Below are 26,794 nucleotides of genomic sequence, written 5' to 3' on the forward strand. Positions count from 1 at the left end.
TCATATTTTGCTCTCATGCGTGGGTGCGGTGGATGATCAGCCGATAGATCAGCAGCAGGATGAGCGAGCCGATGATTGCCCATACGAAGCTCATCACGTTGAAACCGCTAACGCCTGCGCCGCCCATTACGTGGGTTGAAATCCAGCCTCCGAGTAGTCCGCCGACGATGCCGATCAAGATGGTCACGATGATCCCGCCAGGGTCACGGCCGGGCAAGATGAACTTGGCGATCGCGCCAGCGATCAACCCGAACAGGATCCAGCTAAGAATTCCCATGACACTCTCCTTCTTCAGGTCTTTTCAGTGCCTATGGGGTTTCCCAGGCTAGGCTCGATGTATTCGCGAGTGGATGTGGGCATCGGTTCCGGCGGTGGGAGGGTGTGCGGGTTACTGATGTCCTGAACCGGTCGGGAGGTCGGCCAATGAGCTTTTCCGTGAAACGGGTTGTTACGCTGCGCCGTCATGTGGTGCGGTTGTGTTGGTGGTGCATCCTGCACGGATGCCTCAAAGCCGTACCCGCGAAGAAATGAGCATCCATTGACCCGACGTGACTGGGGCGGACTACCGACCGCCGTGCGTGCCGCGATCGAGGACCAGTGCGGCACGGTGACGCGGGCGGTGCTCCCGGACGCCGGGCGGAACTCGGACGTGTCTGCCACCCTGCACACCGGTGGCGGGCATGTCCTGTTCTGCAAGGGCGTCCGGCTGGAGACCCCACGTGCCCGGATGCACCGGCACGAGGCGCAGGTGAATCCGTACCTTCCGCCGGAGGTGGCGCCGCGGCTGCTGTGGCAGGTCGAGGTCGACGGGTGGCTGCTGCTCGGGTTCGAGCACGTGCCCGGTCGGCATGCAGATCTCTCGCCGGGTTCGCCGGACCTTCCGCAGGTTGCCGCGACAGTGCGTGCGCTCGGTGAAGCGTTGACGCCGTGCCCACTTGATGTTCCCCGGCTGGCGGAGCAGTGGACGCGCCTGGCAGCCTGGCGGCGCTTGGCGCACAACCCGGCCGCCGAACCGGCGGCCTGGCTGCGGGACCGGCTCGGAGAGTTCATCCACCGCGAACGCCGCGCGTTCCAGGCACTCGACGGCGACACGCTCGCCCACACCGACCTGCACCCGCTGAACGTGTTGGTCGCCGACCGGGCCCGGGTGGTCGACTGGGCATGGTCGCGCCGCGCCGCGCCGTGGGTGGATCCCGCATTCCTGGTGCTCCGGCTGATCGAAGCCGGACACCTGCCGGAGGCGGCCGAACGCTGGGCTGCCGCGACTTTTCCCGCGTGGCGCACCGTAACTGACGAGACCCGCACTGACTTCGCGGTCGCCGTGCTCGGTGCGTGGCACCACATGTTCCGCGTGGACCCGGACCCGCAGCGCGCCCCGCTGGTGACCGTCGCCCGCAGATGGGTTGCGCATCGCCTCGGCGAGACAGTTGACACGGCGCCGCTGGTGTCGGGCATGTGGTGACCCGCACCTGGGCCGGAACAACGAACGCGCCCCGCACCGTGCGAGGCGCGGGGCGAGTTCAGGCGTGCACGCCCGCCGCACTGGTGGACCTGATGGAAGCTCGCCGAGCGATCCCGGGTCGCTCGGTGAAGCGTGCACGGGATCGTGACCAGCCCAAAACTTATCTGGAGGTACTGATTATTTTTGCTGGTCAGAAGCTTGTCTTGGCATGAGGCACGTTTGGCACTAGTCGGTTCGGCTCCGATGGCCCTTGGCCGATGCCACGCTTGCCTGAAGCGCTTCCGCGAGATCCTGGAAGGCGGTCTCACCGCCCCGTGGTGAGGGAACTGTGATCGGGCGGCCGGCGAGTCTGGCGTCGATCCGCTCCTGGAGCTTCTCGCGGTATTCGTCTCGGTAAGCAAACGGGTCGAATGCCGCAACCGACAGCGTGTCGACAAGCATCTGGGCCATCTCTCGTTCATGCGGCGCGGCATCACCTTGCCGACCTTGGAGAGCAGCATGAGTTCCGGTACGCGGATCTCGTCCGGCCACAACATCGTGGTCATCTTGTGGATTGGGTTCGAGACCCGTTGGCCGGCCTAGGGTTTCGCGACTCGATCTCGGAACATTGCTGGCTCATCGCAGAAGAGGGTGTAGTCGGGGCTGTCGGTTTTCGAGGTTGCCCGCACGGATTTTCACGCTCGGCTGCACTCCTATCCGAGCGCGACGAGACGTGCGCCGGGGAACGAGCTATGCGCCGTCGTTGCCATCGCGCAGGGAATGGATCATGCTCTGCAGGATCCGGAACGCGCCTGACTGCTCGGTCTCGGTCATGCCGGCCAGCATTCTGACCTCGACGGACCGGACCGCTACGGTCGCCTTCTCCAGGCTCCGTCGTCCGCGAGGTGTGAGCCGCGCGGGAAGAACCTTCCCGACGGGCGCCTCCGCAGGCCTGGTCACGTAGCCCTCTCGTTCCAGGGCCTGGAGCAGCACGTTCATCGACTGCCGTGTCACGAACGCGCCCCGCGCGAGCTCGGAGTTCGACAAGCCCGGCCGTTGAGCCAGCAGCTCGAGGCAGGAGTAGTGCGTCACGCTCATCCCGAGTGGCCGCAGCGCCTCCTCCATGGCTGCGCGCAGGACGCTCGACGCCTCTTTCAGCAGGTAGCCCAGTGATTTGTTCAGGTCGACGCCGACACCGTCTTGACTCATGTCAGGATTCTGACATACATTGACCTGTGTCAGAAGACTGACACGTAAAGAAGGAGCATCATCATGCCCGCCACCGGCCCCGACTTCATCTCGCTCCAGGCGCGCGACCTGGACGCTTCGCAGGCGTTCTACGAGCAGTACCTCGGCCTCGTCCGCTCGCAGGCCGGACCTCCGCACGCCGTCGTCTTCGAGACGAAGCCGATTCGCGTTCGCACTCCGCGACGTCGTTCCCGGCACTGATCTCGCATCCGTTGCTCAGCCCGGCATCGGTGCCGCGATCTGGCTCCACGCCACAGACGTCCAGGCCATTCACGATGCTCTCGTCGCCGACGGTCACACCATCGTTTCCGCACCGATCGACGGCCCCTTCGGTCGGACATTCACCTTCGCCGACCCCGACGGCTACCAAGTCACTCTCCACGACCGCACCTGATAAGCCAGACGCCACCGGACGAGCACCGTTCCCCGAGGACCGCCGGTTGCGCGCGAGGCGCGAGAATCCGGGCGACATCCGTCAGCTCTTCGCGGTTAACCGTGTAGGCCGGTCTGGCGCGTCGGTGCCCGGGGGTAGAGGTCGAGGTCTTCCGAGGATGAAGGTTCCTACACCGCTCATCTGGAAGACCTCGACATGCTTGACGCTACTTTCTGCCCTGCTGATCTGGCGACGTTCTGCCGGCTGGATGACCTCGGCTTGCCTCAGTTCCGGTTACTGACCGGCCATGCACAATGCGCCGTGATCGCGTCACCGACGACACGTAGCAGCGCGAGCCGTTCACGTTGCCGGAGTGCCACCTCCTGCGTCGTTTCGCACTGGCACATCCAGCAGTGCCCGCAAGCGACTGCCTGCCATGCGGTCGGCAGCACGTCGGAGAGGTAGACGTACTGTTCGTCCGGTGGGCCATCGGGCACCTTGATCGGACCGAATTGCGCCTGGGGTACGCGCAACAGCTCCGCCTGCCCGCCCGGCACGCTGGTCGAGACGGCGATCACGAGTACCGCGACAGCCACCAGGCCGACGACGATCCGCCCGGCCGGCAGCACGAGCAGGTCCGCCGTCAGGCGCTGCTGCTGCGCGCTGCTCGTGCCGGCTTGGCCGCCGATGGACTGCCGTGCCGCGAGCGCACCGAGCCCCAGCGAAAGCACCGCGCGCCCGAGCGCCCCTGATTTCGGGGCCGCGCGCGTGGCGCGGCCTGGAACCCAGCCGAATCCGATCGCTGCCATGGTCAACTGCGAGAGCGCGAACGTAATCAAGCCGACCGCTAGGACTGCGAGGAGCACGAAGCCGACCGGTTGCTGCGCGACCTTGCCGATCGCACCCTGCGGGGCGGGTTCCTCGTACGGGTCGCCGAGAGTTACTTCCACCGTGAGCCAAGCGATGATGATGTGGATGAACCCGTAGCAGACCCACCCCAGCACGCCCATCAGACGTATAGTGCTGTTCTCAGACTGCCACGCCCGACGCGCGAGTCGGGCCCCGGTGTCAACCGTAGGCGCGTCAGCACGTGCCCGCGACGTACCGATATGATCGGTCGCCCATCTCATGCGGGCCATGAGCGGCTTCTACTGCCCGCCCTTTTGGACGTAGGAACGCACGAAGTCCGCGGCGTTCTCTTCCAGCACGTCGTCGATCTCGTCCAACGTGGCCTCGGTGTCGTCGTTGAGCTTCTCGCGGCGCTGGCTGCCGACCGGTGCCGGCTCGGGCGTCTCCTCGTCACGGTCCGGCTGCCGCTGGTCGTTCTTTTCCTGGTGCATGAGCACACCTCGCCCGCCGGGGATTTCGACCCCTACTGCATTGCCGCACGAAGGGCCCGGAAAACGCGCGGGCTGCGATCGACGAGCGAGGCGGCCCTGAGCTCTGGGAGGACTAGGCCAGAAGCGTTCTGGTTACCCTGAGAGCAGCTTAGCCCGGATCCACCGAGTTGGTTTTGGCGTGGGTTGTTGATCAAGGTCTTGGGGGTGTTGATCGATAATGCTGGTGGTGGGTGTGCGGAGTCCGCCGGCCTGGTGGTCCGGCTTATCCACTGTGGTCTCCGGTCGGCGCCCGTAGGCGGGTGTGGTCAGGGGCAGGCCCCGGCTGGCGGGGGGTGGGTTGCGGTGAACAGGCTGGTGAAGGCCTGTTTCCAGTGCCAGTCGGCCGGGAGGTGCAGCACGATGCGGCGGGCGGAGCGGGCGATACGGGCCGGGATCGTGATGAGGTGCCGCCGCAGGGTGGTGGTGCGGGCTTTGGCGTGGAACTGCGACGCGAGACTGCCTGCGGCACGCATCAGGTTGTGGGTCAGCGCGGCCAGGGACAGCCAGGCGCCGTTGGCGGCGAGCTGCCCGGAGGGCAGGTGGGCCGCGGCGGAGTCGTTGAGGTCGGCGAAGACTTGCTCGATCGTCCCGGCGCGGCCGCGGTGCTCGGCCTCGGCGGTGAGCAGCTCGTGCGGGGGGTCGGTGAAGATCGCGTGATAAAGCCAGACCGGGAACAACTCGCCGGTGGCATCGGTGGTGGTGATCCGGGTGCGGCGCACGATCAGCCGGGCGGTGACCGCACGGCCGGGATTCTGGGTGACGTTGGTGAACGCCTCCAGTGTCGTTTCGGCGATCTCGCCCTCATAGATCCACTGCTTGGCGCGGTCGTCGAAGACCGGCCGGTTGAAACGCACGGTCTGCCATGTGTTCTCGTCGATCCCGGCGATCGCGGCCTTCACAGTCGCGGTGTGTTTGGCGGTGACCGAGAAATACGCCCCGGCTTTGCGGATCGCGGCGATGACCGGGCCGGTGAAAAACGCCGAATCACCCCGCACCACGATCGTCCCCGTCGCACCACACGCCCGGGCCGTCTTGATCGCCGAGGTGATCAGTGACGCCGCGCCGCGGGCGGAATTGGCGTTACCGCCCCGCATCCGGGTCGCCGCCACCACCGGCGCCGTACCGGGGGTGGAGATCGTGGCCATCAGATAGTTCAGGCCCCGCACCTTCGTATACCCATACGCCGAGCCCTGCTTCCCCGCCCCGTAGACCTCTTTGATCTTCGAGTCGATATCGACGAACACCAGCTCATCGGCCCCCGGCAACAACCCGCACCGCCCGGCCAGGCGTTCCAGCACGATCCGGCCCAGCTTCTCCAGCTGCGCCACATGCCCATAGGTGAACCCACGCAGAAACGTGCCCAGCGTCGACGGCGCCCGGATCCCGTCGAACAACCGCGACATGCCACCGTGGCGGATCACACCCAGATCCTCGAACGAGTCCGCACCACAGGCCATCCCCGCCACGATCGAGGACACCTTCACACCCGGATTCGCCCCCGCCGACCCCACATCCGGCGACAATTTCACCGTCTGCTCAGCCAGATCAGCCACCCCGACCTGCTCGGCCAGCCGCAACACCGGCACCAATCCCGCACACGACACGAGATTCGGATCATCGAACCTCACCGACACCGCGCCGACACTATGCGATGCTTGCATCCAGCAGATGCCCTCTCATCCAGGAACCGATTGTCTCTCTCGCAAAGAACAATCATCCCAGGCCAGAGGGCATCTGCCCCACCACGACACGACCCCCGCCTGCACAAACTTTCACCACAACACCGGTGGATCCGGGCTTAGTGGTTCTGAGCAGGAAGTGAGGTTGGACGAGAGGAGCGGCCATGAACACGACCAGCCGCGCGGCCGACGGATTGGTCACCTACGTGAGGTCGGTGGCCGACGACCTCGGCGGCGATGTCTTCGAGATCGATGTCAATCTCGATCGGGAATTGGCCACCGCGATTGTTCTGGTGAATTCGCACGTACCAACCCTCGCGGAGTTTCCGCTCCTGCTGACTTGGGATGAGGTCAGCGGCTGGGCGCTGCGCATCGAGACCGACGGCCACGGGGACACCGCAGTGCTAGAGTTCATGGGCGAGGACATTCTGCCCGATCCTGCGCGGGTAGAGCAGTTCCTGCTGGAGGCGACGAACGGGCAGAACCCCGGAATGGTCGCCGCACCAGCGTTTCGCTTCCCGAATGCGCAGGACGACCTCGAACGACGGCTTGCGGAGTTCTGCGAATGAGGGGACGGCATGGGCCTTTGATACATCCGGCGTCTTGCCTTAGTTCATCGCGGCTACTCAAGATATTCAGGTCTGGACGGGCCTGCCTCGCTGTTTCCCAGGGCGGAATTCATGACGTGGCGAGATCCTTCCTGTGATACTGAGCGGTGCTCAATCGTGTCGGGCTCGGGCGCGAGCCTGCCAGCTACGACTATGCCGTAGACGGCGTGATCGAGTGCGATGAGCAGTCGTCCAAGTAGCTTTCGGCGAGCCGGGCGCACAGCCAGGAGCGGCGCGATGATGCCCTCGAAAACCAGCCAGATGACCAGACCGTAGGCCGGCCCGCACCACCGTCTCGCGCGGATCTTACGAGGAAGAAGCCGGTATCCGAGTCCTGCCAGTGCGCCATAGAACCAGTGCGCGGTCTCAGTCAGTGCGGCGCGATGTTCCTCGTCGAGCCTGTGGACGGATTCTGGCGCGTGCTTGCCGACGATCGCTTCGGGCGGGGTTTCGTGGACGAGGCCGATGTTGCCGGTGACGGTGCGGATACCTGTCATCGCCATGGCACCGACGAAGCCGCGCGCTCCAGCCAGGACTAGATCGCGGGTTCTTGACTGCTGTGAATGTGACACGCGCATCCCTCGCCTGATCGTGCTCGTCAGACCCGATTCTGAGCACCCAACGGCTACCCGATCGGACGGACGCAAACCACGTTCCGGCGGGTCGTGAGCACTGGCGAGTGGTCGCGGTCGTTGACCCGCTCCTGTTCCGACTTCGTGCAGGCGCCCTCCGGGTATTTGCGATTGCAGAGGCGGGGTATTTCCGCCCGTGGCGTCGTGCAATCCGCGGAGGAAGTCTTCAACGGCGTCCGTTGAGCTGTGCTGTGGCGTCCAGCCAAGCTCGTCACGAGCGCGGGTGGTGTCCATGACGGGAAGTCGGAGGAACGTGTCGAACAGTTCCGGTGAAGCGGGAACCAAGTGCAGGTTCCAAGCGGCTGAAAGGGCGGTCCGCGGAATCCACGACGGAGGGCTCACCGTGGTCTTGCTGAACAGCTTGCCGAGGACATCGGTGTCGATCAGCGGATCTACGCTGATGTTGAACGCACCGATTACGTGCTCGTCGCGACGTCACTGACCGGTCGCTCAAGGCTGCGGTGACCAGTGCGTCAAGGCTCTATCAAGGAGTGGTCTGAACTATTAGCGACTCGGCGTGTTCGCGGTCTCGGAATGACTGATCGTGAGAAGCGCGATGTCGTCATCGGGCGGCTCGGCACCGACGAGCTTGTTCATCACCCTGGTGCACACGGTGCCGGCTGGCGCGGGGTCGATTGCCTCGCAGAGCTGATCCAGTCCGATGTCGATCGACCGATGGCGGCGCTCGACCAGGCCGTCGGTGTAGAAGCAAACGACCCCTTGTGCAGGCAGTTCGATCACGCTGGTCCGCCGGTCACGGTGGGTGACTCCCAGTCCGACGGGCGGGTCTACGGGCACTGGGGCCAGGCTGCTTCGGCAGGAGGGTTTGCCGACCACTGGTGGTAGGTGGCCTGCCATGGAGATGCGCAAGGCAGCCGCTGCGGGGTCGTAGATCGAGTAGGCGACCGTGGCCATGGCGTTCGGCTCGAAGTGGGTGACCTTGCGGTCCAGCTTGTGCAAGACCTGCGCCGGGTCCTCGGTTTCGAGGGCGTAGGCGCGCAGTGCGCTGCGCAGTCTGCCCATGATGATGGCTGCGGGCAGGCCGTTGCCGACGACGTCTCCGATCACGATGCCGATGTGGCCGGAGGGCAGCGTGAAGACGTCGTACCAGTCGCCTCCGAGGGCAGGATCGGCGCCTGAGACGTATCGCGCGTCGAGGGTTATTCCCGGAACTGCGGGGAGCTTCGTGGGCAGCAGGCTGCGTTGGAGGGCTTTCGTCGCGGCGCGTTCGGCGTGCGTGGTGCTGGCGCGGATCGCCAGTGCGATGCGGTCGGCGACGAGCTGGAGCAGGTGCACGTCGTGTTCGCTGAAGCGGCGGGCGCGGTAAGTGCCGACGTAGAGCACACCGATGACGTCACCGCCTGCCAGCATCGGCGTACCGATCAGTGTTGAGATTCCATGCTCTTGGAACGCGGGTAGGAGTACGGAGGGATCTTCCTCGCTGTCCAAGATCGGCCGTCGGCGGCCGGCGGCGGCGCTGGCGAAACTGGGGCCGACGTGGCTGCGGACGTCTTGGCGAACCAGGTCCTCGATTCCCACTGCGGCGGTCGCGACCAGCAGCTCGCTGGCGGGTTCGTAACGCATGACCGCGGCGGTATCGACATCGAGTAGGTCACTGCTGCGGTGCAGCATTTCCTGTAGTAGGTCGTCGGATTCGAGATGCGCCAACGCCGTATCGGTGACGAGCTCGATCTGCCGTAACCGCTCTTCCGCGCCGCCGGACGAACTGATCGAGGTTCGCATGTAGAACATGGTAGTCCCAGCGTTGCGGGGGCATCTTTGCTTTCGACCGGTTCGGAGACCACCATGGGCGCATGTCCACGTTTTCTGGCTCAAGCGACCAAGCAACACCGTTGAGCGTGGTGACCCGATGGTCTGACCGAGTCCTGCTGATGGAAGTCGGGGGTGAGGTCGAACTGCTCAACGCTCCTCGCGTCGAGTCAGCGATCATGAACGCCTTCGATATGCGGCCAGAGATCCTGATCTTGGACTTCAGTGGGGTGACGTTCCTGTCCTCGGCGGGGCTCGCCGTGCTGGTCCGTGCTCACAACCGTGCCGGAACCGACATCGGTTTCCGGGTGGTCGTTGACGGCCCGGCGACGGTGCGGCCCATCCAGCTGACTGGGCTCGACCAGGAGATCGAGTTTTTCTCCTCCCAGGAACAGGCAATGGCCGCCGTCGCTGGCTCCTGATGTTCCACGATGGTTTGGACGGATGGGGCTTGAGATGATGGTTGGCCTGTCGAACGGGGGTCCTACGTCGGGTGCCGCTGGAGACGGGGATTCCCCGGTGCCGGCGCTGCGCTACCAAAGGGTCCGGGCATCGCCCGGAGAGCTTCTTGCGTTGCGTGATGAGCTGGCCGGTTGGGGCCGTTGCGCGGGCCTCGGCAGCGACGCTGCGCAGGCACTTGCGCTCGCATGTTACGAGGCGATGGCGAACGTGGTCGAGCATGCGTACGCGCACTCGGGCGAGATGGATGTGGAGGCTGTGCACTTCGCAGCCGAGCGCCGGGTTCAGGTGACAGTCACTGATCGTGGTAGTTGGGTGCCGCTGGGTTTGGGTGCCGACGTCGAAGGTGGTCGGGGTTTGCCGCTGATACGCCGCCTCGCCGACGAGGCCGTGATTACCCCGAGTGATATCGGCTCAGTGGTGACGATGAGTTGGTCGACCGCTGGTGAGTCCAGCTGAATGCTGCTCCCTTGCTGTGCCGGTCAGAGCGCGCAGCGATTGTTCTCCGTCGGTGTTACATGGCCGACCTCGTCAACTTGGGGGAGCGGCCGCTTGTCGTGGGCGTCACGGACGTGTGTCCAGCCGACATGCTGGCTCGTGAGTAGCCTGCGGTTCGCGAGTCTTCTGCACGCTGAAGGTGGCGGCCCGGTACTGCTCGACATCGACGATCGCGCTCGACAGCATATTCTGAAGCCGACGAGATCTGAGACGTTGTCGTTGGGTTCACCTGATGGTGTTTGGCCGGGCGCCGGCCATCACAATCTGTGATCCGCCCCCGATGGAACGTGGGGAAACGCAGGCTCCTAGCGCATATACTGTCGTGTGTTTGGAGTCGGGTTGATGGTCGTTGCGGCCCTGTTGAATGCCTCGGCATCGGTCCTGCAGCGACGCGGCACGAAGGACCTTCCGGAGTCTTCGGGGTTCTCGCTCAAAATGCTTGTGGATCTCATTCGCAACCCGGTGTGGGTGCTCGGAATTAGCGCAATGATCATCGGCTTTGTCGTGCATGGTATCGCGATCACTGTGTCGAGAATTGCTCTTGTTCAACCCGTGTTGGTCACCGAACTTCCGTTTACGTTGGTTCTCGCGTCCTGGGCCTTCCGGTTGCGGGTTCCGCGTCGGGACTGGGCCGCGATCTGGATGTTGTCGGTGGGGCTCGCGACCCTCTTATTGATCCGGGTGGCAAATGTGTGATGTTAGGCGGCGTAGCGAACTTCGGGTTTGCCGAAGTAGGAGCGAACTCGGTCGGGCAGCTTCTGGAGCCGGTGGAGGAAGGAGCGGACCGCTTGTTTTAACTCGGCGCGGGTTTTGGGGGCTGTGCTGGTGGAAACGGTGCGTTTGAGGTCGGCATTGAGTAGCTCGTCGGGGTTGAGTTCGGGGCTGTATCCCGGCAGGAAGTGCATCGCGATCGCCTCAGCGTGCTTGGTGATCCATTGCTGGATAGTCTTGCGGCGGTGGACGGGGTGTCCGTCAACGATCAGGTGGACTTTGCGGTCCAGATGGCGGGTCAGCCGGTCCAGGAACGACAGGAACACCTTGCCGTTGAACGAGCCGGTGTAGACGGTGAAGTACAGCTCGCCTTTGTTCCCGATCGCGCACATCGCGTTCACGCTGAATCGTTTGCCCGTTTTGCCCACCACCGGTGTCTGGCCCGCCGGTGCCCAGGTGCGGGCTACGGTGGCGTCGGAGCGGATCCCGGTCTGGTCCAGCCACAGGATCAGTGCGCCCTCGCGGCGGGCGCGGGCGGCGATGGCCAGGTAGTCCTCCTCCAGCCATCGGCGTACGGACTCGGGGTCCTGTTCGTAGGCCTTGCGGATCGGTTTCTGCGGCGACAATCCCCAGGAACGCAGGTAGTTGCCGACGGTGCGCAGGTTCAACACGATGCCGTGGCGCACCCGGATCAGCTCGGCCACTGTCTTGCGGGTCCACACCAGGCCGGTCAGCCCGAACGTGGCCGGGGTGTGCTCGGCCACCGCATACCGCAGCTTGCGCTGCCGGCGGGCACTCAACGCTTTCTGCTCGCCGGGCTTGCGACCCCGGCGACGCCCGGTGAGACCCTTCGAGCCACGTTTCCGCCACGCCTGCACCCATCTGGACACCGACTGCGGGGCCACCGCGAACACCCGGGCCGCCTCGACCTGACTCATCCCACCATGAACAGCAGCGACCACCCTGCGCCGCAAATCCTCCTGCGCCTCAGGCGACAACCTCCGCGCGTCCCGCACACCAGCGATCATGCCAGAACAACGAAGATCACACCTATAAGTTCCCGATCAATAACATGCTTGGCCCCGGAGGGCGGTGATCCGCTGGTTGAAACGGAGACTTGGGCGGTCGGCATCGCGGCGACGGCGGTCCCCATCGTCGCGTTGGTGGCATTGGGTTACCGGGGTCAGCGTGAGCACCGAGCAGCGTTGCTGGGCGTCGCCACGGGGGCCGCTTTCGGCTTGAATTCATCGTTGATCGCTGGAGTGGGTGCGTCGGTTGCACACGGCGCTGGTCTGCTCACCACGTGGCAAACGTACGGTGTCGCGGTGCTTGGCCCGCTGTCGTTCTTCCTCTTGCAGAGCGCACTGCACGCGGGCAACCTTGTTGCCTCGCAACCCGGTTTCACGTTGACCAATCCGCTCGTATCCGTGGCGTGGGGTTTGTCGGTGTTCGGTGAGCAGGCGCGCGGAGGGTGGTTCTTGCTCGGTACGACGGCCGGAGCGGTCTTGATCGGTGTCGGCACAGTCGTGCTGGCACGTTCGAAGATGCTGAACCCCGATGCGCCGCACCGTACGCCGCGGCGCTGACCCGAAGGCGCCAGCTTGTTGGAGACTAAACGGTCACCTGGGGCGTGAGTATCCTGTTCTGCACGGTGGCTCGGGTGGGGGGATCGCTCCCACTCGGGCGGGAGCGCGCCGAGACCCACAGGGCGGAGGCTGCTTCCACTCAAATGGCTTGGACCCTGATCGAGGCACGGTACGAAGGTCGCCGCAGGCGACGCCCCCGACGAGTTGTTGCCCAACCTCAATCTCCAGACGCAGAAGTCCGTTCTGTTCCGTTAGTAGGTGGGTTGTTCGACGGGATCTTCGGTGCGACGGGAGTGGTGTCGGAGGTCCTGCGAGGCGCAGGAGACGGCGGGCGCGCTGTTGCGCTGCGGTTCTCTTCCCACGGGGCCGCTGGCGCATTAGGGTGTGGATCCCCGATCAGGTGCGCGGGCCAGGCATGGGCCGCTGTGCCGGAGTGCTGGTCATCTCGCTCCCCGAACGCTCGAGTTGGCTGGTCACTTCGACCGGTTTCGCGTCAGGAGATGTTATGAGCCATCCCGCAAATGATGTGCCGCCAACAAAGAAGGTGAGACGCTCACCGGAAGCCACCATTCCGTCGACTGAACCGCCCAAGCACGTCGGCATCCCGCAGGCTGCCCGGGAGCCCGTTTCCCGCGGGGCGACCCCAAAGCTGATCTACACGCGTGGCCCCCACGCCGGGATCGGGCATGAGGTGAACTCACCGTGCATGCTCGGACGTGATCACAGCTGCGACCTGGTGCTCGATGATCCCACTGTGTCCCGTTTTCACGCCGAGTTGCTGCTGATCAACGATTGTTACGTGGTGACCGACGTCGGCTCGCTGAACGGCACGTACGTCAACGGACGGCTGATCGACCGTGCGGAGCTCGTCGACGGCGATGCGGTGTGGATTGGAACCTACCGTCTCCGTTTCCAGCTCGACGGCTGACTTCGAGCAGCCGGGCTGGTAGCACCACCGGCCCTGTCCGCGCCACGGGTCAGCCAGCGCGCAGGTCCCGCAGCCGTTTGCGCAGCGCCGTCGTCTGCGCCAAAGCGTTCCGTTGACACCGCACTGCGATCTCGGCGGCGATGTGCTCGGCGAGCGACGCCGGGGTCGCCAGCTTCCGCGGATCGACGAACGCGACGCCGTCGCGAAATCCTGTTCCGCCGCATGGGAGCACGTCATCCGTTGCTGCACTGTTTCGCGGGCGGAGGAGATCGCGGTTCGGACGGTGAACAAGGACCGCGCTCAGCAGGGAGCCGGGCCAATCCCGGCAGCAGAGCAAGATGTCGACCCCTGGACATCTCGCCACACCGGCGTGGTGGCAAGAGATCGGGCAAACGGCAAGCCCCTGCCGGCCGAACCAAGCAGCAGTACGACGGTGCCCGTCGCCAGAACATCAAGGGCTGCTCAAAGATGACCAAGTAGCAGCTGGAGCAGGCTTTGAGTCGGAGTTGACTTCTTGAGTGTGTATGTGCTGCAGGAGGTGCAAACGCGCCCCTGCAGCACTGCGACGCCGGTCAGGTCGGGTCTGCGGAGCGCCGCAGCTGACGGTGATCAACCCTCTCCAACTAGCGGAGATCTTCGGGTTGGGCGCTGTTTCGGTGCAGGGCGGTGATCAGATGTGGTGCGGAGGTGCGTTGCAGAGAATCGATGCGCCGCTCACCGCTTCCCAGGACTTTTCCCGGGTCCTGCAGCGAGTGCCCGGTGTGTTTATTCCGCTCGGTCGATACCGGATCGGCCCACCTCCGATTGGAAGTGGGCCGATCCGGTCGACTGCCGTCCCGGCACCGTCGTCGACCAGTGTTCGCTTGCTGGCTGCGGACCGCGCTGTGCCGTCCTCGATGCTTACGGCTTTTCCCAACGGCCGCCCATCGGTTGACGACGATCAGGAATTGGCGGTGGGCGTTCCTTCCGGTGAGGTAGCCCGGATCCACCGGTGTTGTGGTGAAAGTTTGTGCAGGCGGGGGTCGTGTCGTGGTGGGGCAGATGCCCTCTGGCCTGGGATGATTGTTCTTTGCGAGAGAGACAATCGGTTCCTGGATGAGAGGGCATCTGCTGGATGCAAGCATCGCATAGTGTCGGCGCGGTGTCGGTGAGGTTCGATGATCCGAATCTCGTGTCGTGTGCGGGATTGGTGCCGGTGTTGCGGCTGGCCGAGCAGGTCGGGGTGGCTGATCTGGCTGAGCAGACGGTGAAATTGTCGCCGGATGTGGGGTCGGCGGGGGCGAATCCGGGTGTGAAGGTGTCCTCGATCGTGGCGGGGATGGCCTGTGGTGCGGACTCGTTCGAGGATCTGGGTGTGATCCGCCACGGTGGCATGTCGCGGTTGTTCGACGGGATCCGGGCGCCGTCGACGCTGGGCACGTTTCTGCGTGGGTTCACCTATGGGCATGTGGCGCAGCTGGAGAAGCTGGGCCGGATCGTGCTGGAACGCCTGGCCGGGCGGTGCGGGTTGTTGCCGGGGGCCGATGAGCTGGTGTTCGTCGATATCGACTCGAAGATCAAAGAGGTCTACGGGGCGGGGAAGCAGGGCTCGGCGTATGGGTATACGAAGGTGCGGGGCCTGAACTATCTGATGGCCACGATCTCCACCCCCGGTACGGCGCCGGTGGTGGCGGCGACCCGGATGCGGGGCGGTAACGCCAATTCCGCCCGCGGCGCGGCGTCACTGATCACCTCGGCGATCAAGACGGCCCGGGCGTGTGGTGCGACGGGGACGATCGTGGTGCGGGGTGATTCGGCGTTTTTCACCGGCCCGGTCATCGCCGCGATCCGCAAAGCCGGGGCGTATTTCTCGGTCACCGCCAAACACACCGCGACTGTGAAGGCCGCGATCGCCGGGATCGACGAGAACACATGGCAGACCGTGCGTTTCAACCGGCCGGTCTTCGACGACCGCGCCAAGCAGTGGATCTATGAGGGCGAGATCGCCGAAACGACACTGGAGGCGTTCACCAACGTCACCCAGAATCCCGGCCGTGCGGTCACCGCCCGGCTGATCGTGCGCCGCACCCGGATCACCACCACCGATGCCACCGGCGAGTTGTTCCCGGTCTGGCTTTATCACGCGATCTTCACCGACCCCCCGCACGAGCTGCTCACCGCCGAGGCCGAGCACCGCGGCCGCGCCGGGACGATCGAGCAAGTCTTCGCCGACCTCAACGACTCCGCCGCGGCCCACCTGCCCTCCGGGCAGCTCGCCGCCAACGGCGCCTGGCTGTCCCTGGCCGCGCTGACCCACAACCTGATGCGTGCCGCAGGCAGTCTCGCGTCGCAGTTCCACGCCAAAGCCCGCACCACCACCCTGCGGCGGCACCTCATCACGATCCCGGCCCGTATCGCCCGCTCCGCCCGCCGCATCGTGCTGCACCTCCCGGCCGACTGGCACTGGAAACAGGCCTTCACCAGCCTGTTCACCGCAACCCACCCCCCGCCAGCCGGGGCCTGCCCCTGACCACACCCGCCTACGGGCGCCGACCGGAGACCACAGTGGATAAGCCGGACCACCAGGCCGGCGGACTCCGCACACCCACCACCAGCATTATCGATCAACACCCCCAAGACCTTGATCAACAACCCACGCCAAAACCAACTCGGTGGATCCGGGGGTAGCGGCTCGCACGGCGTCGTCATCGAGGTTTTCCAGACGAGAGTTCCGTGTCTCGGGGAACAGCCAGGTCCACGCACCCACCGCGGCGTAAAGGACTGTCGCCGCGAGGAAGATCGGCATGTAGCCGACATTCGCGATGACCCCCGCCGCGATGAGCGGAGGAAGCGCGGAGGTTCCGCGGGCGAGCTGGAGTGCCGCGGAAACACCTGCCGAGCGAAAGCGCGTCGGGAACACCTCGCTGAAGAGGGTCCCGAAGATGGTCGGCGCGGTCGATCCGAAGTAGAGGATGAAAAACGGTACGAGTAACACCGGCGAGCCGATTGCAGACGGACCGGCGAGATAGACGATCAATCCGCCGACGGCGGCGAAGAACATCACGACGGTCACCGTGGGACGGCGTCCCCACCGGTCGCAGGCCCAGGAACCGAACAGGCATCCGCAAAGGCCGGCCACGGCCGTGAAGAAGATCCACCACGAGGCCGTGGCCATGCTGAACCCGGCCGAGGTCAGGTATTTCGGCAGCAGGGTCGTCAAGCCGTAGTAGGCCCAGAAGTAGAGGACGGCGGGGACAAGACACAGGGCCAACGGGCGGAGGAACGTCCCGGATGCATACTCCCGCAGTTTGAGGCGGTTGACCGAAGCGTTCTGGACCCAGTGGGGAGATTCGGGAGTGTGTGAGCGGAGATAGATGACCAGCAGCACCGGCGCTCCGGAGATCGCGAACGTCCATCGCCACCCAATCGCCGGAAGCAGATGTCCCCCGACGAGAGCTGCAAGCATGATCGAGAGAAAAGCGCCGCCGTAGTAGAGACCGCCCCACCACCCTCGACGGCTCGGTTCGATGATCTCGGAGATGAGTGACTGCCCGACGCCGTATTCGCCGCCGAGCCCGAGCCCGGCGATGGCCGTCAGGACGACCAGCACTTCGTAGTTCGGTGCGATCGCACGGGCGAAGGTCGCGATCGTGAACATCAGCACGGTGATCAGCAGGACGCGGCGGCGGCCGATGCGGTCGGCCAGCATCCCGAAACCGACCCCACCGACAGCCATGGCGATCAGCGAGGCGGACACGAGCCATGCACCGGCGGCCGTGGACAGGCCGAATTCGGCGATGATCGGGACCAGTAGGAAGGTGAGAAGGAAGATCTCGTAGTAGTCGAAGAGCCACCCGAGGAAGGCCCCGACGAAGGCACCACGCTGTGCCTTGTCGAGGCGGCCCCGGGATCCTGTAGTGGTGTCAGCCACGATGGACTCCCATCGGTGGGTCAGGAACGCTTGAGCAGCAGATTTCCAGTGGGGGTGAGTTCGGTACGCCAGCCCTCACGGACCAGCACAGTGGTGTCCTCCTGCACGATCACCGCTGGCCCGTCGAGTTGGTCCGGCACCGCCGAGCGCGACAGCACCGGTACGGCGGCGAAGCGGTCCTCCCCGGGCAGGTAGATGCTGCGCTCCCCGCGGTGCACCGGTGCTGTGCTCGGAGCGATCGACGGGCGCGGTCGGGCCATCGAGGCCGTGGCGCGCACTCCGACGATCTCCACCATGCCCTCGGGGTCCCGCTGCCCGTAGTGGCGCTCGTGCAGGCTGTTGAAGCCGGTCTCCACCGCGTCGAGCAGTTTCGGGTCGTTGGCCGCCACGGGCACGGTCAGCTCGTGTGACTGGCCGACATAGCGGGCGTCAACGGCGTGCGCGATGGTGATCTCGCCGGTGGCTCCGGCACGCCGGATGTCGGCGTGAGCGAGATCGGCGACCGCTTCGAGCGCCGCAAGAACCTCGGCCGGATCTGTGTGGCCGGGGCGCCCGCTGAAGGTCCGTTGCCGCGGGACCTGCATGTCGGCGCTGAGGAGTCCGTAGGCGGACAGAACGCCCGGATGCGGTGGCACCAGGATTTCGTCGATCCTCAGGTCGTCGGCGACGGTGCATGCGTGCATCGGTCCCGCTTCTCCGGGTGGCGGAGTTGGAGGATGTCCGCCGCAGGCGTGGATCGGTACCGCCTGTTGAGGGCGTGGTGTTGTATGCGCGGGTGTCCTCGCAGCGCCAGCGCCGCGAGGGTGATCTTGACCGGCAGATCACGCGATTGCGGCACGCTACCGAGGGCCGTGTTGTGGTGGGGGAATTCTGGGACGTGGCGTCTGGACTCTCGGATGGTCGTCGTGGTTTTCGGCGTGCTCTTGATGCCTGCCGGCCTCCCGAGGTGGCGACGTTGGTGGTGGAACACGAGGAGCGTTTAGCCCGGTTCGGTATCGGGGTGATCCGGGATGTGTTGTTGCCCGCGTTCGGCGTTGATCTGGAGGTAACCGGTACGGATGAGGAGTGGGATTCGTCGGCGGAGTTGGAGTCGGAGTTGGTGCGGGACATGGTGGCGGTGGTGACGTCGTTTTCGGGCCGGTTGTATGGGCCGCGGTCAGCGAAGCAACGCCGAGTGATCCACTGCGTGAAACAGGCGGTAGAGTAGGCCATTGCTGGACACGCGGTGGGAGGTGCGGTGAGGGGTGAGGTGGTGGCACGACGAAAGCTTCGGCTGATCGCTGCGCCGTTCACCGTGGCCGCGCCATCCGGAGCGCGTATCCGCGATCGTCTGCGGGTGTCGGCTGTTGATGAGAAGGTGCTGATCCTGGTGGGAGGGCACCTTGGTTCTCTCGCCCGATCCGACCTGGCTGAACGGGTCTGTATCGGCGATGCGGCGGCGAAGCACACCCAACGAGCACGACGCAGGAGGAATCTCACCGCCCGGTGTTCGTCACGGTGGGCTGGTGCGATCACCCGGGCATCCGAGGACCAGTACCGGTTATCCCTGCGGTGCCTGGGCGCTCCAGAAAACCGGTCTCACCAGGGCAATCCGCGCTATCGAACAACGTCTGGCCGCGCCATGGCGGGAAGCGGCGGGGGCGTGTTCGCGGCTATGCGGATCGCGACGAGCGTTTCGGTAAGCAGCGTCGCGTTCAGGTCCTCTAGGCCCGGCTTGCCCGCGTCGAGCAGCGCATCAGCGAACGCAGGTGACCGCCGTGAGTGCTTTTGGGTGCTATGGCACCCACAAACACTCACGGGTGTTCTTCCGCCACGCGAAGGTGGCCATCGGCAGACGTGCCCACCAGCAAAGGACAGCGGGCACACCACGCCGTGGTGACAAGACCATGCTGGACCGAGGTGACCAACTCGTGTTGTTCCCAGATCTCCACGACCGTTCGGGAGATCACCGGATCAGTCCGGCTTCGGATGACGTGACCAATAATGGCCACTCACCCCTAGGAACGGTTGCGTATGCGGCGTCGGAATTCAAGCCCCCGCAATGCGATGAGCAGGCGCAGGTTCACATCGGGGTCCTCGAGCGAGACGTTCAGCAGTCTCGTGATCTTCTCGATGCGGTAGTACAGGGTCCGTCGCTCGATCGACAGCACACGCGCGGCTTCGGCCTTACGACCGGAGTGCTCGAGGTAAACCTGCAACGTCGGCAGGAGCGGTGTACTCGCGGTGGCGTCGTGATCGAGCAGCGCACCGAGCTCGCGCTCGATGTGCCGACTCAGCGACTGGGTGCGATCGAGGTCGATGAGCAGCCGGTCGATCCCCAGATCGCCCGAGAGCAGCACCCCGCGCTCGCGTCCTATGCGCGTCGCGTACCGGACGGCGTCCGCTGCGTCGGCGAATGCCCGTGGCAGGCCAGTGACCGGAACGGGATCGCTGATGCCGACCACCACCGGCACGCCGTGATCCGCATAGCAGGTTTCAGCGACCTGCTCGGCGCGGGCACGGACGTCGTCAGGCGAGTGGACATGACCACCCAGCACCGTCAGCAACTGCCCCCCGTCGTACGCGGTGAGTACTCGGTCCCCCGCATCCGATGCGAGCAGCCGGCCTGCCGACGTGGCGACTGCACGCAGCCGCTCAGACCGCTCCAGCGGTCGAAACACCAGTACCCGGAAGCTGCCGGAGAGGTCGATCCCGAAGGCCGCGGCGCGCAACCGCAGCTCGCGCTGGTCGGCGACGTGTCCGCCGACCAGATCATGCACGAAGACACTGCGGGCGTTCTGCTGCCCGAGCCCAGCGTCCGGATCCTTGGCGAAGGCCAGCCCGATGGCGGTGGCGGCTCGGTCCAGAATGAGTCGCCCGGCCTCATCGGTCGGGTCTCCCGGCTCGAGCACGTGCACGCTGCCCCAACACTCGCCGCGGACCGGGATCGCGGCCCAGACGCACGTCGTACCGCCCGCAGTGGTCCGGCTGGGTAGGCCGTCGGAGGTGGGGGTGTGTCCCACACGCGCGTGTGCCGCCCAGTTCCCGACCCGCCGGTCGGTCTCGGCGGTCTGCGGCGCGTACGCGAGGACCTCGCCCGCGGCGTCGGAAACGACCACCGGGTGATCCAGCGAACGGGCCAGTTCGTCTATGGTTTCGGTGAGGCTCCCCCCATCGAGCGCCAAGCGCGCGATGCGGCGTCCGGCGGCTTCGGCACGCTGCATAGCGCCGACCCGGCTGTTGATGATCGTCGTGTGGACGGCCTCGGTGATGTCCATGAAATAGGCGGGGTGCTGCAGCTCGATGACCGGCAGCCCGTGGTGGCGCGCCTCATCGCACATCGCGCCGGGAATCCGGTGCAGGACCACGCCGACCTCCACCGCCACACCGGCGATGCCGGCCCGAGCCAACTCGCGAATCCAGGCGCGCTGGGCCGATGCCTCGGACGCGATGCCGCGGCCCTGCGTCAACAGCAGCTCGCCGCCCTGGAACAGGCGCCCAGAATCGGGCATCTCGCTGATGTGGACCCAGCGGACCGCGACATCGAGGGCGTCGTCAGCCGCGACAACGCGGGCCGAGGCCCGGCGAAAGGGTTCGTACTGGAGGACCTCACGAAGAGTCGGAACCATCAGCGGAGCCTAAACAACTCGCGCAACAGATCGCCACAAGATGACACATGTTGTGCATTGTCAGTTGTTTATTGCGCCGTCACGATGGCAGAGATCCGGCCGTTGACCGGAAGAACGAATTAACTCGGGAGGAACTTAATGCCGACCACGAAAGGTCGCCGTCCCGACGTCGTCATAGTGGGCGGCGGGATCATCGGACTCGCGACGGCGTACGAGCTCGGCCGGGAAGGGATCGCGGTCGCGCTCCTGGACGCAGACGTCCTCGGTTCCGGCCAGTCCACACGGGGGTGGGGGTTCGTCCGGCAGCAAGGTCGCAGCCCGCAGGAGCTTTCGATGATGCGGGCCGCGAACCGGCGGTGGAGCGGCCTCGAGGACGAGCTGGACGAGAAGATCGAGTGGGTTCAGGGTGGCAATCTCGCTCTGGCCGGTGCGGACGCCGCCGAGAAGTACGTGACCTGGGCCGGGATCGGCGCGGAACACGGTCTCGACACTCGACTGGTCGATCCGTTCGAGGTGCAGGAGCTCGTGCCGGGTCTGCGTCTGCCGCATGACACGGCGATCTACACCAGTTCGGACGGGCACGCCGACCCCGTGTCGGCCACCCGGGCCTACGGCGAGGCCGCGGCCCGGGCCGGCGCGGTCGTGCTCACCGGCTGGCGTGCCCTCGCGCTCGAACGACGGGGAGACCGGGTGATCGGAGTCCACACCGACCACGGACCACTGCGGGCGGAAACGGTCGTGTGCGCCGCCGGCGCGGGCTCGCGCCGACTGCTGCGTACGGCGGGGATCCGACTGCCACAGAATCGGGTCCGGGGAACGGTCGGGCTCACCGCGCCCGTGCCGCCGGTGTCGACCACGAGCGTGTGGGCGTCGGGCCTGGCATTCCGGCAGCGCCCCGACGGTCGGATGATCTTCTCCACCGGAGGCGGCGGAGACGTCGATCTGACTCTGGACACTCTTCTGCAGGCTCCCCACTTCATGACCGCATTCCTGCATAACCACCGCAGAATGCGGCTGCGCGTGAACGCCGAGGCGCTGCGCGAGCTTCGGCACCGGTTCACCGGGGTCGAGGTGTCCACGGAGCCCTGCACGTCCCCCGCTCTCGCCAGGCGCAGCCTGACACGTCTGCGGGCGGCCCTGCCGTCCCAGCTGGAGCTGCGCGCTGAACGTTTCTGGGCCGGTGTCATCGATGCCACGCCCGACGGCCTGCCGGTGCTGGACCGCCTCGCTGAGCACCCTGGCCTGGTCGTGGCGACCGGGTTCAGTGGTCACGGATTCGGTCTCGCACCCGCGGTCGGTGAAGTCGTCGCTGCCCTGGTGAACAACGCCCGTCCCGACCACGACGTCCACCCCTTCCGGCTGCGCCGCTTTGCGGACGGTGACTACCGGGCACCGACCGCGATCCTCTGAGATGTGCGGCTTCCGTCGGCCGCTGACGGGGCGATGCCCACGCCCGGGCGTCCTCAGCGTCGCTCGCGTCACAGGAGGCTGGGGATCACGAGCGCCGCGCAGGTCACCAGTGGTCCGATGACGGTCATGGACAGTCCCCAGCGGAGGAGTACCCGGGTGACTCGCGGCCGGTCCGCCTCGGGCGTGCAGGCGACCATGACGGCTCCAGAGGTGGAGAACGGCGTCGAGTCGACGATCGTAGCGGACACAGATAGCGCGATGATCAACCCTGCGGCGGAGATGCCGCCCTCGGCGATGAGCGGCAGCGAGAGCGGGATGATGATCGGCAGCAATGCGGTTGTGGACGCGAATGCCGACACGAGCGCGCCAACGAAGCACAGCATGAGGACCGCGACGAGAGGCGAGGGGATCGCGGCGGCGAGGTCGCCAAGCGCGTCGACCGCGCCCATGCGCTGCAGCAGTGCGACGTAGGTGACGATGCCGCCGACGAGCAGGATCGTGCTCCAGTCGATGTCGGCGATCGCCGCGGCCGAGTCGCGAGGGAAGGCGAGCGAGAGCACGACACCCAAGGCCAGGGCCACCGCGCCGATGTTGATGGTGATTCCGAAAGCCGGAACCGCGATCACGATGACAACCAGAGATGCGAGGCAGAGCAGCGTGAAGCGCTGAGCGAGCGTGGTGCGTGTGGCCGTCGCCGGGCTGGACATCGTGCGCTCGACCCGCTCGGCGGTCGACACCGAGGCCCCACTCGATCCGCTAGGCACACCGCCGCCGATGGGCTCGGGGGGCACGGCTGGGATGCCCACTGTGCTGTCCCCGGCGTCCCCGGTCCGGTGCCGCCGGAACAGTATCTGCGCCGCCACCTGCAGCGCGACGACGAGGGCGAGGACGAACGCGAACTGCGTATAGGGATTGACCACCACGCCGCCGAGTTCGCCGATGCTGACGGTGAGCACACCGTAGAGGCTCGTGGGCGCGAAGGCGCCCGCGATGGAGCCGTTGACCGCGCCGAGCCCCATCACCACCGGATCCCGGCCGTTCTTCTCCGCCAGCAGCATCGCGATCGGGATCACGATGAGGGCCGCCAAGGGATTGCCAAGTCCTGCGATGACGAGTGCGATCACGAACATCAGCCATGGCAGGAGGAACTTCTTCCGTCCGGTGCGCCGTACCGCGCCGTCGACCAGCCAGTCCAGTGTGCCGTTGGCCCGCGCTATCGCGATGAGATAGGTCATCCCCAGTAGCAGCACCATGAGGCTCACGGGGAAGCCGCCGAGTACCTCTTCCAACGGCTGCCGGCCGAGAGTCAGGCCGACTCCGACCGCCGCGGTGAGCGCCAGCGCGCCTATGTGCACGCCCCGTACGGCGCCGAGGACGAACACGAGAACCAGAATGCCGATGGCAACGAACTGGACCGTCATGTCGAGGACTCCTGCGTAGGGTGACGGATGAGATGTGGGTCGTGCATCTTTCGGGAAACGCGTTGCCGTGCGTCAGGTCAGCGACCGCGCCAGCACGGTGATCTGTTGCCCAGGAAGGCCGATACGGCCTCCCTCGAGTCGTCGGAGAGGTAGCTGCGCACCACGAGGTCTTCGTTGCCGGAGCCGGGGTCACGTGCCCGCAGCAGCGAGGACTTGGTGAACGAGAGCGTCAGCGGTGCGAGCGCAGCCATCTCCTGAGCGATGCGCATGGCGAGGTCGCGCAGCTCGTCGTGGGTGTCCACGGTGTCGCTCACGGCACCGGCGCGAACCAGGTCGCCGATACCGAGCAGTGCCGCCCGCATGATCATCCTGCGGGTGAGCGGCACGCCGACCAGTTCGGTCAGCCGCGTCAGGTTGCGTACCGACAGGCAGTTGCCGACCGTGCGGGCGATGGGGAAGCCGAAGCGCACCGCCGGCCCGGCGACGAGGATGTCGCAGCAGGCCGCGAGGAGCGCGCCCTGCCCGATCACGGGCCCGTCCAGGGCCGCGATCGCGGGGACGCGCAGGTTCTCGATCGCGCGGAGCGTGCGTTCGGAGTGCGACTCCACCGCGCGAACGTCGTCGGCAGACTCTATGCCCCGGAAGCCTTCGATGTCCCCGCCCGCCATAAAGGACGGCTTCTGGCCGGTTGCACCGTCGAACACGACGACGCGGATTTCAGGGGTTCGGTTGACATACTCGCAGCCCGCGACGATCAGGTCCTCCATCTCCGGGGTCGCGGCGTTCAGCCGGTGCGGCCGGTTGAAGGTCATCCGGTAGACCGGGCCGTCTTGTTCGGCGAGCAGGGGAGCCTCGTGGAAGTCAGTCATGGCCATCGCCTCCGATGGGAGCGGGGTTCCGCGCTGCGCGCACCACCCCGTCCGCGTCGAGCCTGGCGATGTCGGCCTCGGTGTAGCCCAGTCCACTGAGGACCGCGCCGGTCAGGTCACCCAGCCCCGGGCCAGGGGTGCGCCGGACGGTCGGCGTCCTGGACAGCCGCATCGGCGAGCCCATCTGCCGTACGGGTGTGCCGTCGCGTGTCGTCGACTCCCAGAAGAAATCACGGACGACGAGGTGCTCGTCGGAGAACACCTGTCCGTAGTCGTGGATAGGGGCTGCGGGAACACCCACCTCGTCGAAGAGGTTCAGCCAGTGTGTGCGGGGCTGCGTGCGGGTCCGCTCCTCGATCGCGGCGATCAGCTCGCACCGGTTCCGCATACGGTCGTCATTGGACGCGAATCGCTCGTCATCGATCAGTTCGGTCATACCCACGCCGTGGCAGAACGCCAGCCAGGTCTTCGGAGTGGCCGCACCGACGGTGAACCAGCCGTCGGACGCCCGGATGGCCTGATATGGCGCCGCGGTCTGGTGCGCCGAGCCCTGCGGAGCGGGGATCTCGCCAGTGGCGCTGTGCTTGGCGAACTCCCAGATCGCGAAAGCGACCCCGGTCTCGTACAGGGAGACGTCGATGAACTGGCCCTCGCCAGTCCGGTTGCGGTGGTTCAGTGCCGCCAGCACCGCGATGGCCCCGTACATCGCGCAGCCGATGTCGCACAGCGGCACCCCCGCCTTCACGGGCTCGCCGCCAGGAAAGCCCGTCACACTCATCACGCCAGAGCGAGCCTGCGCCATGATGTCGAGCCCGGCGTTCGTCGCGAGCGGGCCGTCCTGGCCCCACCCCGACGCGGCGAGGTAGATCAGCCCGGGGTTCTCCTCCGTCAGGCTCGCGTAGTCCAGGCCCAGCCTCCGCATCGCGCCAGGGCGGAGGTTCTCGACGACGACGTCGGCCCGTACGGCGAGTGCGCGGAAGATCGCCTTGCCCTCTTCGGACTTGAGGTTCACCGCAACCGAACCCTTGTTCCGGTTCAGGGTGAGGAACGCGGAACTGTCCTGTGTGCCGTCGATGACGGCGCCATACGTGCGGACGACGTCGCCGCCATGAGGGTCTTCGATCTTGGTCACCTGAGCACCGAGGTCGGCGAGCAAGGTGCCGCAGTAGGGCCCGGCGAGATAGTTGCCGACCTCAAGGACCCGCAGTCCGTCGAGCGCGTGCGCATCAGTCACTCTTTCTCCAAAATTCGGGGTGCTCGGCGCGATGATCGAGTGAGCTCGGTCACCCGTGGAAATGAACGGGGTAAGTCAAGCAATGGCGTTCTGGTGCGTCAATGGCGGATATTGCACTGATACGGTGCACATATGCACCAATACCGGGCGTCGATGGCCCTGTGCCCAAACCTCCTGTATCTCTCCAGCATCGTCGAGTACGGAAGCTTCGCCGCCGCGGCCACGGAACTGCGGATGACGCCGTCCACACTGAGCCGGGGGATTCGGCGGTTGGAGAACGAACTGGGAATGGCGCTGGTCCTGCGCAGCGGACGCAGCATCGAGCTGACCCCCGCGGGCCGGCTGCTCGCCGAGCACTCACGTCTCGCGCTGCGGCAGGTGCGGATCGGGCTGCGCGAGGCGCGGCTGACCGGCACGAAGCTGGTCCGGGTCGGGCTGCTCCGGTCGCTGGGCTCGGACTACATGCCCGCCGTGGTCGGCAGCTTCGCCGCGCGCTGGCCCGACGTAGAGTTCTCGTTGCGCGAGGGCAGCAGCGACGGACTCGCGGACATGCTCGTCGAGCGTGAGATCGACGTCGCGATGATCGCCCCGCCTCCTGAGCGCCCCGAGATCGCGGCGACCGTCCTGTTCGAGCAGCGGATCGACGTCGTCGTGGCGGCCGGCACGCGGCTGGCCGGCCGTGCGTCGCTGGACGTCCGGGAGCTGGCGGGGGAGAACCTGATCCTTTCCGAGTCCGGCTACGCCGCCCGCGCGGTGGCGGACCGGATGTTCGAGAGCGTGGGCCTGCACCCCAAGGTGATCTTCGAGACCGACAACATGGAGATGGCGGTGTCGCTCGCGGCGGCCGGTGTCGGGGTCGCCGTCGCTCCGCCGACCGCCAGGGGCAACGACGGCGTCGTGCGGGTGCCGTTGACCGACCCTGCGGCGCGCCGCGACGTCGCCGTGTGCAGGCTGGCCGGGGTGGCCCTTGCCCGGCACGTCGCCGACTTCCTCGACCACGTCACGTCGTACCCGGCAGGCGCGTGATGGA

General features: G+C 66.1%; 26 protein-coding genes and 3 pseudogenes. 12 read left to right on the forward strand and 17 right to left on the reverse strand.

Annotation, left to right across the window (positions count from 1 at the left end; all coding sequences use genetic code 11):
• Positions 1-13: 13 nt before the first annotated feature.
• The gene (locus tag DL519_RS03880; protein WP_190812921.1) at positions 14-277 is read right to left on the reverse strand and encodes a GlsB/YeaQ/YmgE family stress response membrane protein; all 264 of its coding nucleotides are present in this window, start codon (positions 275-277) and stop codon (positions 14-16) included.
• A 261-nt stretch (positions 278-538) separates the two neighbouring features.
• On the opposite strand from DL519_RS03880, the gene DL519_RS03885 reads away from it, so the two are divergent.
• The gene (locus DL519_RS03885; RefSeq protein WP_190812922.1) at positions 539-1,462 is read left to right on the forward strand and encodes a phosphotransferase family protein; all 924 of its coding nucleotides are present in this window, start codon (positions 539-541) and stop codon (positions 1,460-1,462) included.
• A gap of 225 nt (positions 1,463-1,687) precedes the next feature.
• Here DL519_RS03885 and DL519_RS03890 read toward each other — a convergent pair whose 3' ends face one another.
• Positions 1,688-1,903, reverse strand: a complete 216-nt coding sequence (locus tag DL519_RS03890) for a Ku family protein (protein ID WP_190812923.1) — start codon at positions 1,901-1,903, stop codon at positions 1,688-1,690.
• Positions 1,904-2,191: 288 nt separating this feature from the next.
• Positions 2,192-2,650, reverse strand: a complete 459-nt coding sequence (locus tag DL519_RS03895; RefSeq protein WP_190812924.1) for a MarR family winged helix-turn-helix transcriptional regulator — start codon at positions 2,648-2,650, stop codon at positions 2,192-2,194.
• Positions 2,651-2,713: 63 nt separating this feature from the next.
• On the opposite strand from DL519_RS03895, the pseudogene DL519_RS03900 reads away from it, so the two are divergent.
• Positions 2,714-3,083: pseudogene (locus tag DL519_RS03900) on the forward strand (VOC family protein).
• A 404-nt stretch (positions 3,084-3,487) separates the two neighbouring features.
• Here DL519_RS03900 and DL519_RS45565 read toward each other — a convergent pair.
• From DL519_RS45565 to DL519_RS03915, 4 genes and pseudogenes are all read right to left on the reverse strand, one after another.
• Positions 3,488-3,619, reverse strand: a pseudogene (locus DL519_RS45565) (glutathione-dependent formaldehyde dehydrogenase); the annotation flags it as partial.
• A 21-nt stretch (positions 3,620-3,640) separates the two neighbouring features.
• Positions 3,641-4,201, reverse strand: a pseudogene (locus tag DL519_RS45570) (DUF1206 domain-containing protein); the annotation flags it as partial.
• 9 nt (positions 4,202-4,210) lie between these two features.
• Entirely contained in the window at positions 4,211-4,402 is a 192-nt protein-coding gene (locus tag DL519_RS03910; RefSeq protein ID WP_190812926.1) for a ubiquitin-like protein Pup, read from the reverse strand.
• A 305-nt stretch (positions 4,403-4,707) separates the two neighbouring features.
• On the reverse strand, positions 4,708-6,102 hold the full coding sequence (locus DL519_RS03915) for an IS1380 family transposase (protein WP_190812927.1): 1,395 nt from the start codon (positions 6,100-6,102) through the stop codon (positions 4,708-4,710).
• 233 nt (positions 6,103-6,335) lie between these two features.
• On the opposite strand from DL519_RS03915, the gene DL519_RS03920 reads away from it, so the two are divergent.
• On the forward strand, positions 6,336-6,689 hold the full coding sequence (locus DL519_RS03920) for a DUF6292 family protein (RefSeq protein ID WP_263399568.1): 354 nt from the start codon (positions 6,336-6,338) through the stop codon (positions 6,687-6,689).
• A gap of 53 nt (positions 6,690-6,742) precedes the next feature.
• Here DL519_RS03920 and DL519_RS03925 read toward each other — a convergent pair whose 3' ends face one another.
• Complete coding sequence (locus DL519_RS03925) at positions 6,743-7,300, reverse strand: hypothetical protein (protein ID WP_190812929.1); 558 nt, start codon at positions 7,298-7,300, stop codon at positions 6,743-6,745.
• A gap of 564 nt (positions 7,301-7,864) precedes the next feature.
• Positions 7,865-9,112, reverse strand: coding sequence for a PP2C family protein-serine/threonine phosphatase (locus DL519_RS03930; protein ID WP_223838415.1), 1,248 nt, complete (start codon positions 9,110-9,112; stop codon positions 7,865-7,867).
• Between the two features lie 110 nt (positions 9,113-9,222).
• Here DL519_RS03930 and DL519_RS03935 point away from each other — a divergent pair, with 110 nt between their 5' ends.
• The 3 genes from DL519_RS03935 (at position 9,223) to DL519_RS03945 (ending at position 10,783) form a co-directional block, all read left to right on the forward strand.
• A complete protein-coding gene (locus DL519_RS03935) occupies positions 9,223-9,552 on the forward strand; it encodes an STAS domain-containing protein (RefSeq protein WP_223838416.1) in 330 nt (109 codons plus the stop codon).
• Positions 9,553-9,649: 97 nt separating this feature from the next.
• Positions 9,650-10,048 (forward strand): ATP-binding protein, encoded by a 399-nt coding sequence (locus tag DL519_RS03940; protein ID WP_190812931.1) that lies wholly within the window; start codon positions 9,650-9,652, stop codon positions 10,046-10,048.
• Positions 10,049-10,429: 381 nt separating this feature from the next.
• Positions 10,430-10,783, forward strand: a complete 354-nt coding sequence (locus DL519_RS03945) for a DMT family protein (RefSeq protein WP_190812932.1) — start codon at positions 10,430-10,432, stop codon at positions 10,781-10,783.
• 2 nt (positions 10,784-10,785) lie between these two features.
• On the opposite strand, the gene DL519_RS03950 is transcribed toward DL519_RS03945, so the two are convergent.
• Positions 10,786-11,826 (reverse strand): IS630 family transposase, encoded by a 1,041-nt coding sequence (locus DL519_RS03950; RefSeq protein ID WP_190812640.1) that lies wholly within the window; start codon positions 11,824-11,826, stop codon positions 10,786-10,788.
• Between the two features lie 48 nt (positions 11,827-11,874).
• Between DL519_RS03950 and DL519_RS03955 the strand changes: the two genes are divergently transcribed.
• Together DL519_RS03955 and DL519_RS03960 are read left to right on the forward strand one after the other, a co-directional pair.
• Entirely contained in the window at positions 11,875-12,384 is a 510-nt protein-coding gene (locus tag DL519_RS03955; protein ID WP_223838417.1) for a DMT family transporter, read from the forward strand.
• A gap of 382 nt (positions 12,385-12,766) precedes the next feature.
• Complete coding sequence (locus tag DL519_RS03960) at positions 12,767-13,312, forward strand: FHA domain-containing protein (RefSeq protein ID WP_190812933.1); 546 nt, start codon at positions 12,767-12,769, stop codon at positions 13,310-13,312.
• Positions 13,313-13,361: 49 nt separating this feature from the next.
• Here DL519_RS03960 and DL519_RS03965 read toward each other — a convergent pair whose 3' ends face one another.
• On the reverse strand, positions 13,362-13,544 hold the full coding sequence (locus tag DL519_RS03965; protein ID WP_190812934.1) for a hypothetical protein: 183 nt from the start codon (positions 13,542-13,544) through the stop codon (positions 13,362-13,364).
• 882 nt (positions 13,545-14,426) lie between these two features.
• On the opposite strand from DL519_RS03965, the gene DL519_RS03970 reads away from it, so the two are divergent.
• Positions 14,427-15,821, forward strand: a complete 1,395-nt coding sequence (locus DL519_RS03970; RefSeq protein WP_190812927.1) for an IS1380 family transposase — start codon at positions 14,427-14,429, stop codon at positions 15,819-15,821.
• Positions 15,822-15,908: 87 nt separating this feature from the next.
• Here DL519_RS03970 and DL519_RS03975 read toward each other — a convergent pair whose 3' ends face one another.
• Together DL519_RS03975 and DL519_RS03980 are read right to left on the reverse strand one after the other, a co-directional pair.
• Positions 15,909-17,222 (reverse strand): MFS transporter, encoded by a 1,314-nt coding sequence (locus DL519_RS03975; RefSeq protein ID WP_190812935.1) that lies wholly within the window; start codon positions 17,220-17,222, stop codon positions 15,909-15,911.
• Between the two features lie 20 nt (positions 17,223-17,242).
• Positions 17,243-17,905 (reverse strand): hydantoinase/oxoprolinase family protein, encoded by a 663-nt coding sequence (locus DL519_RS03980; RefSeq protein WP_190812936.1) that lies wholly within the window; start codon positions 17,903-17,905, stop codon positions 17,243-17,245.
• Here DL519_RS03980 and DL519_RS03985 point away from each other — a divergent pair.
• Entirely contained in the window at positions 17,896-18,429 is a 534-nt protein-coding gene (locus DL519_RS03985; protein ID WP_190812937.1) for an IS607 family transposase, read from the forward strand. The two genes, DL519_RS03980 and DL519_RS03985, sit on opposite strands and share 10 nt — an antisense overlap.
• A 790-nt stretch (positions 18,430-19,219) precedes the next feature.
• Here the strand turns inward: DL519_RS03985 and DL519_RS03990 are convergent.
• On the reverse strand, positions 19,220-20,830 hold the full coding sequence (locus DL519_RS03990; RefSeq protein WP_190812938.1) for a PucR family transcriptional regulator: 1,611 nt from the start codon (positions 20,828-20,830) through the stop codon (positions 19,220-19,222).
• Positions 20,831-20,968: 138 nt separating this feature from the next.
• On the opposite strand from DL519_RS03990, the gene DL519_RS03995 reads away from it, so the two are divergent.
• Positions 20,969-22,240 carry an NAD(P)/FAD-dependent oxidoreductase gene (locus tag DL519_RS03995; protein ID WP_190812939.1) on the forward strand — a complete coding sequence of 424 codons (1,272 nt, stop codon included), beginning with the start codon at positions 20,969-20,971 and terminating at the stop codon, positions 22,238-22,240.
• Between the two features lie 68 nt (positions 22,241-22,308).
• Here DL519_RS03995 and DL519_RS04000 read toward each other — a convergent pair whose 3' ends face one another.
• The 3 genes from DL519_RS04000 to DL519_RS04010 form a co-directional block, all read right to left on the reverse strand.
• A complete protein-coding gene (locus tag DL519_RS04000; protein ID WP_190812940.1) occupies positions 22,309-23,661 on the reverse strand; it encodes an SLC13 family permease in 1,353 nt (450 codons plus the stop codon).
• Positions 23,662-23,738: 77 nt separating this feature from the next.
• Complete coding sequence (locus DL519_RS04005; protein ID WP_190812941.1) at positions 23,739-24,530, reverse strand: enoyl-CoA hydratase-related protein; 792 nt, start codon at positions 24,528-24,530, stop codon at positions 23,739-23,741.
• Positions 24,523-25,764 carry a CaiB/BaiF CoA transferase family protein gene (locus DL519_RS04010; protein ID WP_190812942.1) on the reverse strand — a complete coding sequence of 414 codons (1,242 nt, stop codon included), beginning with the start codon at positions 25,762-25,764 and terminating at the stop codon, positions 24,523-24,525. Before DL519_RS04010 ends, DL519_RS04005 begins: the two co-directional genes overlap by 8 nt.
• 132 nt (positions 25,765-25,896) lie before the next feature.
• Here DL519_RS04010 and DL519_RS04015 point away from each other — a divergent pair, with 132 nt between their 5' ends.
• Positions 25,897-26,790 (forward strand): LysR family transcriptional regulator, encoded by an 894-nt coding sequence (locus tag DL519_RS04015; protein ID WP_190812943.1) that lies wholly within the window; start codon positions 25,897-25,899, stop codon positions 26,788-26,790.
• Positions 26,791-26,794: the final 4 nt, after the last annotated feature.

It is taken from the genome of Saccharopolyspora pogona, from assembly GCF_014697215.1.
In the GTDB taxonomy this organism is placed as follows: domain Bacteria; phylum Actinomycetota; class Actinomycetes; order Mycobacteriales; family Pseudonocardiaceae; genus Saccharopolyspora; species Saccharopolyspora hattusasensis.